Raw genomic sequence first — 14,706 nt, forward strand, 5'->3', positions numbered from 1 at the left:
GGATCTCCCGGCGTCTCGATCAGTCGTGCAGAATGACGGCGCTCTGGTCGTCCCAGTGAACGAATACCGGCTCGTCCCAGCGCGGCCGGTCGCCGCGGCGCTCGGTATTGGTCATGCTGGCCTTGACCAGGTGGCCGCCCTCCAACCTCACGTAGTAGACCGAAAAGCCGCCGAGGTAGGCGATGTCCTCGACGATACCGGCCGCCCAGTTGGTTTCGCCCGACGGACGTTCGCGGGTCAGCCAGGTCTTTTCCGGACGCACCGCCACCCACACCCGACGCTCGTCGGCCTGGGTGCTGACACCGTGACCGATGCGAATCGAGCGGCCGAGCGCGGGGCTCTCGATGATGCAGTGGTCGGTTTCATCGACGACGATCTCGCCCTCGAACAGGTTCACCGTACCCACGAACTCGGCCACCATGCGGTTGGCTGGGCTCTCGTAGACGTCCATCGGCGTTCCCACCTGGGCGATCCAGCCATCGGCCATGATCGCCACGCGGTCGGCCATGGTCATGGCCTCCTCCTGGTCGTGGGTAACCATGATGCAGGTGACGCCGACACGCTCCAGGATCTGCACCACCTCGAGCTGCATCTCGGTGCGCAGCTTCTTGTCCAGCGCCCCCATCGGCTCATCGAGGAGCAGCAGCTTGGGTCGCTTGGCCAGCGACCGGGCCAGTGCCACGCGCTGCCGCTGGCCGCCGGAGAGCTGGTGCGGCTTGCGTCGGGCGTAGGCCTCCATGTGCACCAGCTTGAGCATCTCGGCCACACGCTCGTCAATCTCGCGTCGAGGCAGCTTGTCCTGCTTGAGGCCGAAGGCGATATTCTGCGCCACCGTCATGTGCGGAAACAGCGCGTAGGACTGGAACATCATGTTGATCGGCCGCTCGTAGGGCGGCATGGCGGTGATATCTTCCCCATCGAGCACGATCTGACCTTCGCTGGGCTTCTCGAAGCCTGCCAGCATGCGCAGCAACGTCGACTTGCCCGAGCCGGAGCCGCCCAACAGGGCGAAGATCTCGCCGCGACGAATCGACAGGCTGACATCATCCACCGCCAGTACGCCGTCGAAGCGCTTGCTGACGCGGCGAATCTCCATCAAGTCTTCGTGACGGGCCGGGCGCGGCTTGCCGAGCGCCCCTTCGGCCTGAGCCATGCTCGTGGCGGTTCGTCGCGGTGGCTCCGTCGCTGGGGTCCGGGTCTCAGGCATCACAGCATCTCCTGTGCAAACGAGATGAAAGCGAAGGCGGAACTCGTCACGAATGGTGCCTGGCCGGGCCCGACGACCTGGGCGTGGCGGCACCAGGGGTACGTGACGAATTCAGGTCTATATGCCGGCCCCGCAGGGCCGGCATGGGAGGGTCAGATACCGGACTTCACCCGGTTCCAGACGCGGGTACGTATGCGCTGCACGGCCAGCGGCTTCTCCTCGGCAACGTAGAGGTTATCCATCACCTCCTGGTCGGGGTAGACGGCCGGGTCGTTGAGGATCTCCGGGTCGAGATACTCGTTGGCGGCGATATTGGGGTTGGCGTAGACCACATACTCGGTGATGTCGGCAGCGATCTCGGGCTCGAGGATGAAGTTGATGAAGGCGTGGGCATTGTCCGGGTTGGGCGCGTCGGCCGGAATCGCCATCATGTCGAACCACAGCGCCGCGCCCTCCTTGGGTATGGCGTATTCGATGGTAAAGTCTCGCCCGGCCTCCTCGGCGCGGTCGGCGGCCTGGAAGATGTCGCCGGAATAGCCCGCCGCCACGCAGATATCGCCGTTGGCAAGGTCGGAGATGTAGCGCGACGAGTGGAAGTAGGTGATGTTGTCGCGCACCGCGGCGATCAGATCGCCGGCCGCCTCAAGATCTTCTCTTTCTTCGGACTTTGGTGAAAGCCCCAGATAAGCCATGGCCGGCGAGAGCATCTCGTCGCCCGAATCGAGCATGGCGATACCGCAACCGCCCTCGTTCAGTGCCGCGGTCACCTCGGGATCGAAGATCAGCGCCCAGGAATCCAGCGGCGCGTCCTCGCCGAGGATCTCGGTGACTCGCTCGACGTTGTAGCCGATGCCGTTGGTGCCCCACATGTAGGGAATCGAATACTGGCTGCCCGGGTCGATCGACTCCAGTTGCTCCATCAGTTCGGGGTTGAGGTTCTCCATGTTGGGGATCTTGTCGTGATCCAGCTCCATGTAGACCCCGGCGCTGATCTGGCGGGTCAGGTAGTGGTTGGAGGGCACCACCACGTCATAGCCGGAGCGCCCAGAGAGCATGGCGGCGTCGAGCACCTCATTGCTGTCGTAGACGTCGTAGATCACCTCGATGCCGGTGGCCTCGGTGAACTTTTCCAGCGTGTCCGGCGCAATGTAGTCCGACCAGTTGTAGACGCGCACCTCATTGGCCTGGGCGGCAGCGGCGATGGTCAGTGAGCACAGCGCTACGGCCTGAGTCAGCTTGCGTTTACATGACATGATGACACCTCTTGTTCGCATTGTTGTCGTCGGCCCGACCACAGCAGCTGGCCGGTCATTCTTCCCACTAAACGCTCAACAGCAGGAACTCCCTCTCCCACGAGCTGATGACTTTCTTGAAGTTCTCGTTCTCCACCCGCTTGACTGCCACGTAGCCGGTCACGAAGCGATGTCCCATGTAGCGCTCCAGCTCGCTGCAGTTCTCCATCCGCTCCAGGGCCTGCTCGAGGGTGAACGGCAGGCGCAGGTTGCGACGCTCGAAGGCTCGGCCCTGCACCGGCGCGGAGGGGTTGAGCTGCTGCATCATACCGAGGTAACCACACAGCAAGCTTCCCGCAATGGCGAGATAGGCGTTGGCGTCGGCGCCGGGCAGGCGGTTCTCGATTCGCCGGTTCTGCGGTGAAGAGTCCGGCACCCTGAGCCCGCAGGTGCGGTTCTCCTCGCCCCACTCGACGTTGACCGGCGCCGAGGTGTCGGGCAGGAAACGGCGGAAGGAATTGACGTTGGGCGCCATCAGCGGCAGCGCCTCGGGAATGAAGCGCTGCATGCCGCCGATATGGTGCAGGAACAGCTGGCTCATGGAGCCGTCCTCGTTGGCAAACACGCTCTTGCCGGTCGTGGCATCCAGCACACTCTGATGGATATGCATGGCGCTGCCGGGCTCGTTGGTGATCGGCTTGGCCATGAAGGTCGCCACCACGTCGTGCTTGAGCGCCGCCTCGCGCAGGGTGCGCTTGAACAGGAAGACCTGGTCGGCCAGCATCAGAGGGTCGCCGTGACGGAAGTTGATCTCCATCTGGGCGGTCCCCTCCTCGTGGATCAGGGTATCGATGTCGAGGCCCTGAACCTCGCACCAGTCATACATGTCCTCGAACAGCGGATCGAACTCGTTGGCCGCATCGATCGAGAACGACTGCCGACCGGTTTCCTGGCGCCCGCTGCGGCCGATGGGCGGCAGCAGCGGCAGGTCGGGGTCCTCGCAGCGCTTGGTGAGGTAGAACTCCATCTCGGGTGCCACCACCGGCTTCCAGCCCTGCTCGGCGTAGAGCGCCAGCACCCGCTTGAGCTGGTTGCGGGAGGAGAGTTCGATGGGGTTGCCCATCTTGTCGTAGCAATCGTGGATCACCTGGGCGGTAGGCTCCAGCGCCCAGGGTACCGGATAGACCGCGGAGATATCGGGTCGGCAGAGCATGTCGATATCAGCGGGGTCGAGCAGTGAGTAATAGAGATCGTCCTCGACGTAGTCACCGGTCACGGTCTGCAGCAGCACGCTCTCGGGCAGCCGCATTCCCTTTTCGGCCATGAACTTCGACACCGGCGTAATCTTGCCGCGGGCAATACCGGTGATATCGCTGACCAGGCACTCCACCTCGGTGATGCGTCGCTCCTTCAGCCAGCTTTCCAGGTCTTTCATGGGAACCTCATTGCAGCCCGTCCCGGGCGTCACGTTCGTTATAGTCGGTCGCGCAGCTTGTAAAAAGTGGTGGCCAGTACCAGCAGCGGCGTGCGCAGGCGCTCGCCGCCGGGAAAGCGGCGATGGGGCATGGCGGCAAAGAGATCGAAACGTTCGCTCTGACCGGCAATGGCTTCGCCAAGCAGCTTTCCGGCCAGCCCGGCCAGCGCCATGCCGTGCCCCGAATAGCCCTGGGCATAGTAGACGTTGCTGCCAAGGCGGCCGAAGTCCGGCGCACGGTTGAGCGTGATCGCCACGTCACCACCCCAGCGGTAGTCGATACGTACCCCGTCGAGGGCCGGAAACAAGCGTGCGATCTTGGCGTCCATGCGCTGCTGCAAACCCCGTGGCTCGCGGCCATCGTAGCTGACCTCCCCGCCATAGATCAGCCGCCTGTCGGACGAGAGACGATAGTAGTCGAGCACGAAATTGGCATCGGACAGCGCATCGTTGCACGGCAGGACTTGAGCCGCCCGCGCTTCACCCAGGGGTTCGGTGGCGATGATATAGTTGGCCGCACGCATGACGCGCCCATCCAGCTCCGGCAGCAGTTGCCCCAGGTAGGCATTGGCGCCAACCACCACGAAATCGGCCGTGACCTCCCCCTGGGCCGTCACCACCGTAGCCGGCTGGCCGCGACGTACGGCCAGGGCGGGGCTGTGCTCGTGAATCGCAACGCCCGCCCGCTGGGCCGCCCGTGCCAGGCCCAAGGTATAATTGAGCGGATGCAGGTGCCCCCCCTCGTGCTCGAGAAGGGCGCCGGGATAGGCGTCGGTGACGACTCGCTCACGCAGCGCCCCACCTTCCAGCCACTCGAGCGCCGTGTAGCCGTAGTCCCGCGCCAGGCTCTCCTGCATCTCGCGCAGGCCACGCACGTGGCGCGGCTTGACTGCGGCATGCAGATAGCCCCAGGCGAGGTCGCAGGGAATGGCGTGGCGCTCGATGAGCTCGGCCGTGAGGCGCACCGCCTCGCGACTCATCTCCCACACCTCCCGGGCACGCTCGCGGCCAAGCGCCTGCGCTACGGTGGCGATATCGGTCCCCAGACCGGGAAGAATCTGCCCTCCGCTGCGCCCGGAGGCGCCGAAGCCGATCTCGCGAGCCTCCAGCAGCGCTACCGAATAGCCACGCTCGGCCAGGTGGAGCGCGGCGGAACAGCCGGTGATACCGCCACCGATCACGCACACGTCGACACGCCGCTGGCCGGCGAGCGGTGGACATATCTGATCGAGACGCACCGCGATCGAGTCGCGATAGTAGGAGGCGGGTCTGTCGGTCTGGGCGGCAGTGGTCATACTGCGTTTCCTGAAGCGGTACACCGGGACATCGGGTTCGACTAGTCTGGCACCATACCGACAGGGGCTGTCAAGTATTCAATAACGAAATTGACATACCAGCCTTTACCCAACCCAAGCAGGTCTTTAAAAAATCTTTTAAAAACAGCATTAAATTGAGAAATAGCGCAGCCGAATTGGGTTTTCTCACTATGACGGCCAATTCCGTTTGTAAAATAATAACCATCACCCGAGCTCAGCGTGCGGCACATACCGGACAGTTCGGATCGCGCGGCACCTGGAAGTGACGCCACTGCCCGGAGAGGCCGTCAAAGGTGGAAAGCCCCCTGTGCGGCGTTCCGGCGCCGCTGAGCAGCTTGACCGCTTCCAGCGCCTGAAAACAGCCGATCAACCCCACCAACGGCGCCACCACCCCGCTTTCGGCACAGCGCAGCTCCTCGTCACCGCCCTCCCCCGGGGGATAGAGGCAGGCATAGCAGGGCGAAGCGGCATCGCGCGAATCGAACACCGCCAGTTGGCCGGAGAACCGGATCGCCGCCCCGGACACCAGCGGTACACCGGCGCGCTGACAGGCGGCATTGATGGCATAGCGGCTGGAGAAGCGGTCGGTACAGTCGAGTACCAGATCGACCTGGCGCACGGTGGCATCGAGCGCGGCCTCATCGAGATGCGCCTCGATCACGCGGATGTCGCACCCGGGGTTGAGCGCCGCGGCGGAATCACGGGCAGAGCGCGCCTTGTTGCGCCCCAGATCGTCCATGCCATGGGCGATCTGGCGCTGCAGGTTGGAGAGTTCCACCTCGTCGGCGTCGGCCAGGACCAAGTGACCCACACCGGCGGCGGCCAGGTAGAGCGCCACCGGCGAGCCCAGTCCGCCGGCACCCACCACCAGCACGCGCGAAGCCAGCAGGCGCTCCTGCCCGTCGATGTCGATCGCCTCCAGCATGATCTGCCGGCTGTAGCGCAGCAGCGCCTCGTCGTTCATGGCCATTATTTGCCTTCGAGTTCGTCGATGTCGGGGACGTAAAGCGAGAATTCCTCCTTGACCTCTTCCATCACCACGTAGCTCTTCGACTCCTTGACGCCGGGAAGGGTCAGCACCACGTCGCCGAGCAGCTGGCGATAGGCGGACATCTCGGGAATCCGGCACTTGAGAATGTAGTCGAACTGCCCCGAGACCAGATGACACTCCTGGATCTGTGGCAAGCGGGAGACGGCACGGCGGAATTCGTCGAACACGGCCGGCGACTGCGTCTCGAGGCTGATCTCGACGAACACCAACAGATTGGCCTTGAGCGAACGAGGGTTGAGTATCGCCTTGTAGCCTTTGATGACACCGGACTTTTCGAGGCGCTTTACGCGCTCCAGGCAGGGTGTGGTGGAGAGTCCGACCTGGGCGGCCAGGTCGACGTAGGAGATACGGGCGTTGTCCTGCAGGCAGCGCAGGATCTTGAGATCGATACGATCGAGCGAGCGGGTCTTGGTTTTCATTATGGTGTCGTGGAAAGCCGAATGAGAGTGAGTGAAGCGTCGCCATGTCAGCAAATCGACCTGAAAAAGCGCGGCATTCAGGCGTAGTGCTGGTGTTCGGTCGCACAAACATGCCGACATTTGGAATTATTTCCTGAACAGATGTACCACAGCGACCACCACCCCTCCAATACGCCTCCTCAACGTTGCTACGGCTGCCGCCCGAACGTGACCCGCTCCTGTCCGCCCAGGTCCCGTCGGCTGGCTATCGCGACATAACCGTAGGCCTCCAGCAGGCGGCGAACGGCTGCCGCCTGGTCGTGCCCATGCTCCAGCACCAGCCAGCCCCCGGCCGACAGGTGGGCCATGCCACGCTCGGCGAGATGACGCAGGTCGGCCAGCCCGGCCTCCGCCGCGACCAGGGCGCTGCTGGGCTCGAAGCGCACGTCGCCCTGTGCCAGGTGCGGATCCTTGGCGTCGATATAAGGCGGGTTGGCCGCGACAAGCGCGAAGCGCTCCTCCGCCAGGGCAGTGAACCAGTCACTGTGAAGGAAGCGCGCATTGGCGATGCCCAACCGACCCGCATTGGACTCGGCCAGCGCCACGGCCTCGGGCACCCGGTCGACGCCGAGCGCCTCCCAACCGGGCCGCTCGCTGGCGAAGGCCAGTGCGATGGCGCCGGTCCCGGTGCCCAGATCGAGCAGCCGACCCGACGGCTCAGACGCCAGTTCGAGCAGCACTTCCACCAGGGTCTCGGTGTCGGGCCGGGGAATCAGGGTGTGCCGCGAGGTGGCCAGGGCCAGCCCCCAGAACTCGCGCACGCCGGTCAGGTAGGCCACCGGATGTCCCGCTGCGCGTGCCGCCACCAGGGCTTCGAAGCGAGCCCGCGCGTAGCTCGTCGCGGGCCGGTCGCCCCAGGTATAGAGCCAGGTACGCTCGACGCCCAATACATGACACAGCAACACTTCGGCATCGAGCCGCGGCGTGGGCGAGCCCGCCCCAGCCAACCGCTTGCTAGCCCACGCCACCAGGGCGTCGAGGCGCATCAGGCCTCCTGCTGCAGCGCCGCCAGCTGCTCGGCCTGGTGCTCTTGGATCAGCGGATCGAGGACTTCGTCGAGTTCGCCGGTCATCACCTCACCAAGCTTATAGAGCGTCAGGTTGATGCGGTGGTCGGTGAGCCGGCCCTGGGGGAAGTTGTAGGTGCGAATGCGCTCGCTGCGATCCCCCGACCCGACCAAACTGCGGCGCGTGTCGGCCCGCTCGCGCTGATGGCTCTCCACGGCGCTCTGCTTGAGGCGCGCGGCCAGCAACGACATGGCCTTGGCCCGGTTCTTGTGCTGGCTGCGCTCCTCCTGGCACTCGACCACCACCCCGCTCGGCAGGTGGGTGATGCGAATCGCCGAGTCGGTGGTGTTGACGTGCTGGCCGCCGGCACCGCTGGAGCGGAACGTATCCACCCGCAGGTCGGCGGGATTGATGGTGACATCGCCCACTTCATCGGCCTCCGGCATCACCGCTACGGTACAGGCCGAGGTATGGATGCGCCCCTGGGACTCCGTGGCAGGCACCCGCTGGACGCGGTGCGCGCCGGACTCGAACTTGAGCCGGGCATAGACCCCATCGCCCTTGACCCGCGAGATGATCTCCTTGTAGCCGCCCTGCTCCCCATGACTGGCGCTGATCACCTCGACCTTCCAGCCCCGCTTCTCGGCATAGCGCGAGTACATGCGGAACAGGTCGCCGGCGAACAGTGCTGCTTCGTCGCCACCGGTACCGGCGCGAACCTCCAGAAAGACGTTGCGACCGTCATCGGGATCACGCGGCACCAGCAGCTGCTTGAGCCGTGCCTCAAGTGTCTCCAGCCGTTCCCGCCCCTCCTCCAGCTCCATCTGGGCCAGCTCGCGCATCTCGGCATCGCTGTCGTCGGCCAGCAACGCGGCGTCTTCCAGCTCGCGCTCGGTCGCCAGGTAATCGCGCCAGGCCTCGGCCAACGCCTCGAGTTCGGCATACTCACGGGAATAGTCGCGGAAGCGAGGCTGATCGCTGATCACCTCGGGCTCCGCCAGCAAGGCGGCGAGCTCCTCGAAGCGCTCGACGAAGCCATCGAGACGCTGGCGCAGGGTCGCTTTCATGGCGTGTCCTGTCAGGGTTTCGTTGATGGGGAATTCAGCAGCAGCGCCTCGGCGGCGATGAGCAGATCACGTCGCTCGCCGCCGGATGCCTCACGCAGGGCTACCGTGGGCCGATGCAGCAGGCGATTGGTGAGCTGGTGCGCCAGCAGGCGTATCACCTCCTCAGGGTCCTCCCCGCGAGCCAGCTTTGCCAGCGCCTGACGCTCGGAATACTCGCGCAGCTCGGCCGCCTGGTCGCGATAGCGCCGGATCAGCTCTCCGCTGCTGCGGATGCGCCGTTCGTGCAGCCAGACGTGTACGCCATGCTCGATCAGTGCTTCCGCCTGGTCGGCGGCCGCTTGACGGTGACGCCGATTCTCCTGGATCACCTCGTTGAGGTCATCGACGGTGTAGAGAAAAATGTCATCCAGATCACCGACCTCGGGCTCGATGTCCCGCGGCACGGCGATGTCGACCATGAAGATCGGCCGGTGGCGGCGCTTCTTCAGCGCCCGCTCCGCCATGCCCTTACCCAGAATCGGCAACGGTGCGGCGGTCGACGAAATGACGATGTCGGAACGCGCCAGGGCATCGGGTATCTCGTTGAGCGAGATCGCTTCGGCATTGAATTCGCCCGCCAGCACCTCGGCACGCTCACGCGTACGATTGGCGACGATCATGTCGCGCACGCCGGCCTCGCGAAGATGACGCGCCACCAGCTCGATGGTCTCGCCGGCACCGATCAGCAGTGCCCGCGAACGACCGAAGTCCTCGAAGATACGGCTTGCCAGGCTCACTGCGGCGTAGGCCACCGACACCGGGTTCTGGCCGATGCCGGTGCGCGTACGCACCTGCTTGGCCACCGCAAAGGTGTGCTGGAACAGCAGCTCCAGCTCGCCGCCCAACCCGCTCGCCTGACGTGCCGACTGGTAGGCCTCCTTGAGCTGACCGAGTATCTGAGGCTCCCCCAGCACCATCGAATCCAGCCCCACTGCAACGCGCATCAAGTGACGCGCGGCATCGTTGTCGAGATAGTGATAGGCGCAGGGTGTCAGCTCTTCGAGCGCCAACCCATGGAAGTGGCTCAACCAGTCGAGAATGGTACGCTCGCCGCTCGGTTCGGTAACGCAATAGAGCTCCGTGCGGTTGCAGGTCGAGAGCACCGCCGCTTCGTGCACCTGGGGCAGGTGACGCAACTCGGCCAACGCCGACTCGAGCTGAGCCGGGGTGAAGGCGACCCGCTCGCGCACTGCGACCGTGGCCGTCCTGTGGTTGATTCCAAGGGCAAGAAGCGTCATGCGTTAAGCGTCTTCGGGTGATGTCGGCAACGGCACCGTAAATGAAAAATCGTCTCTGCGGCGCTGCATTCTATCACAGCCTTCCGAACTCGGCGCCAGGCACACCGCCTCGGCAATTGACGCACGACAAGGGAACGCATTCGTCGAGCCGCATCGTCGACGCAGCGATCCCTTTGCCCTTGGGCTGCTAGCCGGTATGCTGGCAACTCGGGACACCGGATGAGATACGCATGCCCTCGACGCTGATACGCTCCTCACGCCATGGACTGGCAATGCTTGGCCTGACCGCCCTGCTGGGCGGATGTCAAAGCCTGACCTCCTCTCCTTCAGCCATGTCTCAAGAAGACCCCATGGCATCGGCGCCCCCCATCGAGCACGGACTGGACGCGGAGGGGCTGGCGACGCTGCTGACGGCCGAATTCGCGGGACAGCGCGGTGACTATCGCCGCGCCACGCTGGGCTACCTGGCCATGGCCGAACGCTACAAAGCCACGCCGTTGGCGGAGCGCGGTACCCTGGCGGCACGCTTCAGCAACGATATTCTGCTGCTCGAACAGGCCGTTGGCACCTGGCACGAGCTCGACCCGAGCGCGGAAGCACCGCTGCGCCTGCTCGCCAGCCTGGCCTTGCAGCGTGGCGACTGGGCTCAGGCGCTCGAACGACGCCTGGCACTGGCCGAGCAGGGTCAGCATGCCGAGCTGGCCCTCTTCGCCGAACTGGCGCTGGAATCCGGCACGGACCTGCTCCCGCTTCGCGAACGGCTGGGAGAGTATCTCGACCGCAACGAAGCCGGCACTCACCCCCACTATCACGATGCCGTGCTGGCCATGGCAACGCTCGAAGCGGCCACGGGCCAGCGTCAGCAGGCCGAGCGGCGCCTGACTCGGCTCGAGCGCAATCACTCGGAGCTGCCTGCCCTGTGGCTGACGCGCGCCCAGCTGGCGCTGGAAGCCGACAATGCGCATCAGGCCCGTGAAGCCGCACGCCGCGGTCTCGCGATCTCCCCGGGAGATCCGCGCTTCCTGCTGCTGCTGGCCCAGGCCGAGCTGATGCTGGGCAACGTGGCCGCCGCCGAACGACACACCTCCACCCTGATGGACGAGCACGTCGGCAACCAGGAGCTGCACATCTCGCTGGCCCGTCTCTATCTGGAAGGCGGCCACCTGGATGCAGCCCGACGCCTGCTGCTGCCGCTGGTCAGCAGCGACGACCCACCACCTGCGGCTTTTTATCTGATGGGCACCATTGCCGAGGAGGAGGGCGAGCTGGACAACGCCCTGCTCTATTATCGCCAGGTCGCTCCCGGCAGCGATTTTCTGCGCGCCCGCTCGCGCGCCGCTCAGATGCTGATCGAAGACGACCGCTTGCTCGACGCCCGCGCCTTCCTGCGCATCGAGCGCCTGCGCCATGAATCGCACTTCAGCGAACTGGTGGCTCTCGAGGTGGAGCTGCTCGACGAGGCCGGGCGCCAGGGTGATGCCGACGCCCTGCTCGACCGCGAACTCTCGCGCACCCCCAATGACGAGGCACTGCTGTATCTGCGTGCGATGCGCACCTGGGAGCGTGGCGACCTCGAAGGGATGGAGCGTGACCTGGGCCGTATCATCGAAGCCAACCCGGAGAACGCCTCGGCCTTGAACGCGCTGGGCTACACCCTGGCCGACATCAACGACACCGAGCGCCTGGAGGAAGCCCGCGAGCTCCTCGAACGCGCCTATGCACTCGAGCCCGGCAGTCCGGCGATCATGGACAGCCTGGGCTGGGTCTACTATCGACTGGGCGATCCCGAGCAGGCGCTGGGGTGGCTGGAACGCGCCTACGCCAGCATGCCCGACCAGGAGATCGCCGCCCATCTGGCCGAGGTGCTGTGGGTTCTCGACCGTCGGGACGAGGCGCGGCGCGTCGTGGAACAAGCGCTACGTCGACACGACGAGCACCCACGCATCGACGATCTCCTCGAACGCATTCCCGAACTGGCGCCCTGACCATCCACTGTCAACGAGACGATGCCATGAGACGCTCCTTTTTCGAGATACGCTGGTTTATCGTGAGCCTCGCTCTTGTGCTGCTGGCCGGCTGCGCTGCGCCGGGCAAGGCACCGGAAGGCGAACGCGCGAGCAATCAGTGGCAGGCGCAGCAAGAGCGGCTGGAAGCCCTGGACACCTGGACGCTGATTGGCAAAGCCGGATTGCGCACGCCTCAGGAAACGACCAGCGCCAACCTCGACTGGAGCCAGCACCCTCATTATTACCGCATGCTGATCAGCGGCCCCTTCGGCAGCGGCCGCAACCTGCTCGAGGGTCGCGAGGGCCGCTTCACCCTGACCAACGCCGAGGGGCGTTTCGAAGCCCCGACTCCCGAAGCCCTGATGCGGCAGCAGCTGGGCTGGTCACTGCCGGTCAGCGCCCTGGCCGACTGGATTCGCGGGCTGCCCGCCGATCACAGCGGCTATCAATTGGCTGAGGACGCACGCGGCTTCCCCCTGCGACTCGAACAGGATGGCTGGCAGATCGTCTATCGCGACTGGACCCAGGTAGAGTCGCTGTGGCTGCCACGCCGAATGGTCATGGAATACGACGATCTTCAAGTGACGCTGGTGGTCACCGAGTGGCGTCCGAGCATCGACGAATGAAGCGATGACCGAACTCCAATTGCCGGCGCCGGCCAAGCTCAACCGCATGCTGCACATTACCGGCCGCCGGGCCGACGGCTATCACGAGCTGCAGACGCTGTTCCAGTTCCTCGAGCATGGCGACGAGCTGTGTCTTCGGCTGAGGAAGGATGGCGAGATCCGCCTGACGCCCGGCCTGCCGGGCGTATCCGACGGCGACAACCTGATCGTGCGGGCAGCTCGGCTGCTGCAGGCGGAGAGCGGCTGCCCCCTGGGGGCCGATATCCACCTGACCAAGCGCCTGCCCATGGGCGGCGGTCTCGGTGGCGGCAGCAGCGACGCCGCCACCACGCTGCTCGGCCTCGACCGGCTATGGCAGCTCGGCCTAACGCACGACCGGCTGGCCGCGCTCGGGCTGCGACTCGGCGCCGACGTCCCGGTGTTCGTACGCGGCCATGCCGCCTGGGCCGAAGGCGTAGGCGAGCGACTCACGCCGGTCACGCTTGATACCCCATGGTTCCTGGTCGTGCATCCCGGTATCGAGGTCGCCACCGCCGCGGTGTTCGGGGCCGCGCAATTGACACGTAACACCGCCCCGATTACCATGGCGCGCGCACTGCAGGGGGGAGCGCCCAGCTGGCACAACGACTGCGAACCGACGGTCCGGTCACTCTATCCGCAGGTCGCCGAAGCCCTCGACTGGCTTGGCAGCCGGGCACCCGCCATGCTGACGGGAACCGGTGCCTGCATCTTCGCTCGGCTGAACACGGAAGCCGCGGCGAGGCGTCTATTGGCCGACCTGCCGGAGCGCTATACTGCTTTCACTGCTCGCGGCCTGAACCTCTCCCCGCTACATGCTGCTCTAGGTGACTGAACATGATGCCGGCGTGCGTCCGCCCCCAAAGCGCTACGGCGTCGCGCACGGCAACCTGGTTCATCGCTACAGGGCTCCCCAACACTGCATAGGTGGATGCGCGTGTCAAAATTGATGGTTTTTGCCGGGAATGCCAACCCCGAACTCGCCCAGAAGATCGCCGAGAGTCTCGACACTCGGATGGGCAATGCCACGGTCGGGCAGTTCAGCGATGGCGAGATCGCGGTCGAGATCAACGAGAACGTTCGCGGCAAGGACGTCTTCATTCTGCAGTCCACCTGCGCACCGACCAACGACAACCTGATGGAGCTGATCCTGATGGTGGACGCGCTGCGGCGCGCCTCGGCCACCCGTATCACTGCCGTGGTGCCGTACTTCGGCTACGCCCGGCAGGACCGCCGGGTACGCTCCGCCCGGGTGCCGATCTCGGCCAAGGTGGTAGCCGACATGATGGTCAAGGCCGGCGTCGACCGGGTGATGACCATGGACCTGCACGCCGACCAGATCCAGGGCTTCTTCGACGTGCCGGTGGACAACGTCTACGGTTCGCCGATCCTGCTCGACGACATCGAGCGCCAGAACTATGACGATTTGGTCGTGGTATCGCCCGACGTAGGCGGCGTGGTGCGGGCCCGCGCTATCGCCAAGCAGCTCAACGCCGACCTCGCCATCATCGACAAGCGCCGCCCCCAGGCCAACCAGGCTCAGGTGATGCACATCATCGGCGAGATCGAGAACCGCACCTGCGTGGTGGTGGACGACATGATCGATACCGCCGGCACCCTGTGCAAGGCCGGCGACGCACTGAAGGATCACGGTGCACGCCGCGTGGTGGCCTACGCCACCCACCCGATCCTGTCGGGCCCGGCGGTCGAGAACATCACCGGCTCGGTGCTCGATGAAGTGGTGGTAACCGATACCATACCGCTGTCCGACGTCGCTCGTCGCAGCGGCAAGATACGTCAGCTCAGCGTGGCAGGGCTGATCGCCGAGGCGATCCGTCGTGTCAGCAACGAGGAATCCGTCAGCGCCATGTTCCACTGAGGCTCTCAACGATTCTCAGCAAGAACGTGGCGCCGGAGTAGCGCCCCCCGGGGCTTTCGGGAACGTCGCGATCAGGTCGCGGGTCGCA

Annotated in this window: 13 protein-coding genes; 4 read left to right on the plus strand and 9 right to left on the minus strand. The window is 65.1% G+C overall.

What is annotated here, in order from left to right; translation table 11 throughout:
* Positions 1–19 precede the first annotated feature (19 nt).
* From KPL81_RS10755 to hemA, 9 genes are all read right to left on the minus strand, one after another.
* A complete protein-coding gene (locus tag KPL81_RS10755; RefSeq protein ID WP_422674128.1) occupies positions 20–1,096 on the minus strand; it encodes an ABC transporter ATP-binding protein in 1,077 nt (358 codons plus the stop codon).
* Positions 1,097–1,359: 263 nt separating this feature from the next.
* On the minus strand, positions 1,360–2,460 hold the full coding sequence (locus KPL81_RS10760; RefSeq protein ID WP_219791987.1) for a polyamine ABC transporter substrate-binding protein: 1,101 nt from the start codon (positions 2,458–2,460) through the stop codon (positions 1,360–1,362).
* A 67-nt stretch (positions 2,461–2,527) separates the two neighbouring features.
* Complete coding sequence (locus KPL81_RS10765; protein WP_219791989.1) at positions 2,528–3,874, minus strand: glutamine synthetase family protein; 1,347 nt, start codon at positions 3,872–3,874, stop codon at positions 2,528–2,530.
* 38 nt (positions 3,875–3,912) lie between these two features.
* Complete coding sequence (locus tag KPL81_RS10770) at positions 3,913–5,208, minus strand: NAD(P)/FAD-dependent oxidoreductase (RefSeq protein WP_219791991.1); 1,296 nt, start codon at positions 5,206–5,208, stop codon at positions 3,913–3,915.
* A 235-nt stretch (positions 5,209–5,443) separates the two neighbouring features.
* Positions 5,444–6,193: a HesA/MoeB/ThiF family protein gene (locus KPL81_RS10775; RefSeq protein ID WP_219792208.1), complete on the minus strand. Its 750-nt coding sequence runs from the start codon at positions 6,191–6,193 to the stop codon at positions 5,444–5,446.
* 5 nt (positions 6,194–6,198) lie between these two features.
* Positions 6,199–6,699 (minus strand): winged helix-turn-helix transcriptional regulator, encoded by a 501-nt coding sequence (locus KPL81_RS10780; RefSeq protein WP_209473097.1) that lies wholly within the window; start codon positions 6,697–6,699, stop codon positions 6,199–6,201.
* Between the two features lie 188 nt (positions 6,700–6,887).
* Positions 6,888–7,724, minus strand: a complete 837-nt coding sequence (gene prmC / locus KPL81_RS10785) for a peptide chain release factor N(5)-glutamine methyltransferase (RefSeq protein WP_219791993.1) — start codon at positions 7,722–7,724, stop codon at positions 6,888–6,890.
* Positions 7,724–8,812 carry a peptide chain release factor 1 gene (gene prfA, locus KPL81_RS10790; protein ID WP_209473101.1) on the minus strand — a complete coding sequence of 363 codons (1,089 nt, stop codon included), beginning with the start codon at positions 8,810–8,812 and terminating at the stop codon, positions 7,724–7,726. The genes prmC and prfA overlap by 1 nt, the downstream gene beginning before the upstream one ends.
* A gap of 11 nt (positions 8,813–8,823) precedes the next feature.
* Positions 8,824–10,089, minus strand: a complete 1,266-nt coding sequence (gene hemA, locus KPL81_RS10795) for a glutamyl-tRNA reductase (RefSeq protein WP_219791995.1) — start codon at positions 10,087–10,089, stop codon at positions 8,824–8,826.
* Between the two features lie 350 nt (positions 10,090–10,439).
* Between hemA and KPL81_RS10800 the strand changes: the two genes are divergently transcribed.
* From KPL81_RS10800 to KPL81_RS10815, 4 genes are all read left to right on the plus strand, one after another.
* Complete coding sequence (locus KPL81_RS10800; RefSeq protein ID WP_240549169.1) at positions 10,440–12,074, plus strand: tetratricopeptide repeat protein; 1,635 nt, start codon at positions 10,440–10,442, stop codon at positions 12,072–12,074.
* Between the two features lie 26 nt (positions 12,075–12,100).
* Positions 12,101–12,721 (plus strand): lipoprotein insertase outer membrane protein LolB, encoded by a 621-nt coding sequence (lolB, locus tag KPL81_RS10805; RefSeq protein ID WP_219791996.1) that lies wholly within the window; start codon positions 12,101–12,103, stop codon positions 12,719–12,721.
* Positions 12,722–12,725: 4 nt separating this feature from the next.
* Positions 12,726–13,574, plus strand: a complete 849-nt coding sequence (gene ispE / locus KPL81_RS10810) for a 4-(cytidine 5'-diphospho)-2-C-methyl-D-erythritol kinase (protein ID WP_209473107.1) — start codon at positions 12,726–12,728, stop codon at positions 13,572–13,574.
* A gap of 102 nt (positions 13,575–13,676) precedes the next feature.
* Positions 13,677–14,618, plus strand: a complete 942-nt coding sequence (locus KPL81_RS10815) for a ribose-phosphate pyrophosphokinase (protein ID WP_010629229.1) — start codon at positions 13,677–13,679, stop codon at positions 14,616–14,618.
* Positions 14,619–14,706 lie beyond the last annotated feature (88 nt).

The organism is Billgrantia antri (genome assembly GCF_019430905.1).
Lineage (GTDB): Bacteria > Pseudomonadota > Gammaproteobacteria > Pseudomonadales > Halomonadaceae > Halomonas > Halomonas antri.

What these genes read in the sequence shown, in the direction of transcription:
- KPL81_RS10755 (WP_422674128.1), bottom strand. Translation starts at nt 1,096, where the DNA reads ATGGAGATTCGCCGCGTCAGCAAGCGCTTCGACGGCGTACTGGCGGTG.
- KPL81_RS10760 (WP_219791987.1), bottom strand. Translation starts at nt 2,460, where the DNA reads ATGTCATGTAAACGCAAGCTGACTCAGGCCGTAGCGCTGTGCTCACTG.
- KPL81_RS10765 (WP_219791989.1), bottom strand. Translation starts at nt 3,874, where the DNA reads ATGAAAGACCTGGAAAGCTGGCTGAAGGAGCGACGCATCACCGAGGTG.
- KPL81_RS10770 (WP_219791991.1), bottom strand. Translation starts at nt 5,208, where the DNA reads ATGACCACTGCCGCCCAGACCGACAGACCCGCCTCCTACTATCGCGAC.
- KPL81_RS10775 (WP_219792208.1), bottom strand. Translation starts at nt 6,193, where the DNA reads ATGAACGACGAGGCGCTGCTGCGCTACAGCCGGCAGATCATGCTGGAG.
- KPL81_RS10780 (WP_209473097.1), bottom strand. Translation starts at nt 6,699, where the DNA reads ATGAAAACCAAGACCCGCTCGCTCGATCGTATCGATCTCAAGATCCTG.
- prmC (WP_219791993.1), bottom strand. Translation starts at nt 7,724, where the DNA reads ATGCGCCTCGACGCCCTGGTGGCGTGGGCTAGCAAGCGGTTGGCTGGG.
- prfA (WP_209473101.1), bottom strand. Translation starts at nt 8,812, where the DNA reads ATGAAAGCGACCCTGCGCCAGCGTCTCGATGGCTTCGTCGAGCGCTTC.
- hemA (WP_219791995.1), bottom strand. Translation starts at nt 10,089, where the DNA reads ATGACGCTTCTTGCCCTTGGAATCAACCACAGGACGGCCACGGTCGCA.
- KPL81_RS10800 (WP_240549169.1), top strand. Translation starts at nt 10,440, where the DNA reads ATGGCATCGGCGCCCCCCATCGAGCACGGACTGGACGCGGAGGGGCTG.
- lolB (WP_219791996.1), top strand. Translation starts at nt 12,101, where the DNA reads ATGAGACGCTCCTTTTTCGAGATACGCTGGTTTATCGTGAGCCTCGCT.
- ispE (WP_209473107.1), top strand. Translation starts at nt 12,726, where the DNA reads ATGACCGAACTCCAATTGCCGGCGCCGGCCAAGCTCAACCGCATGCTG.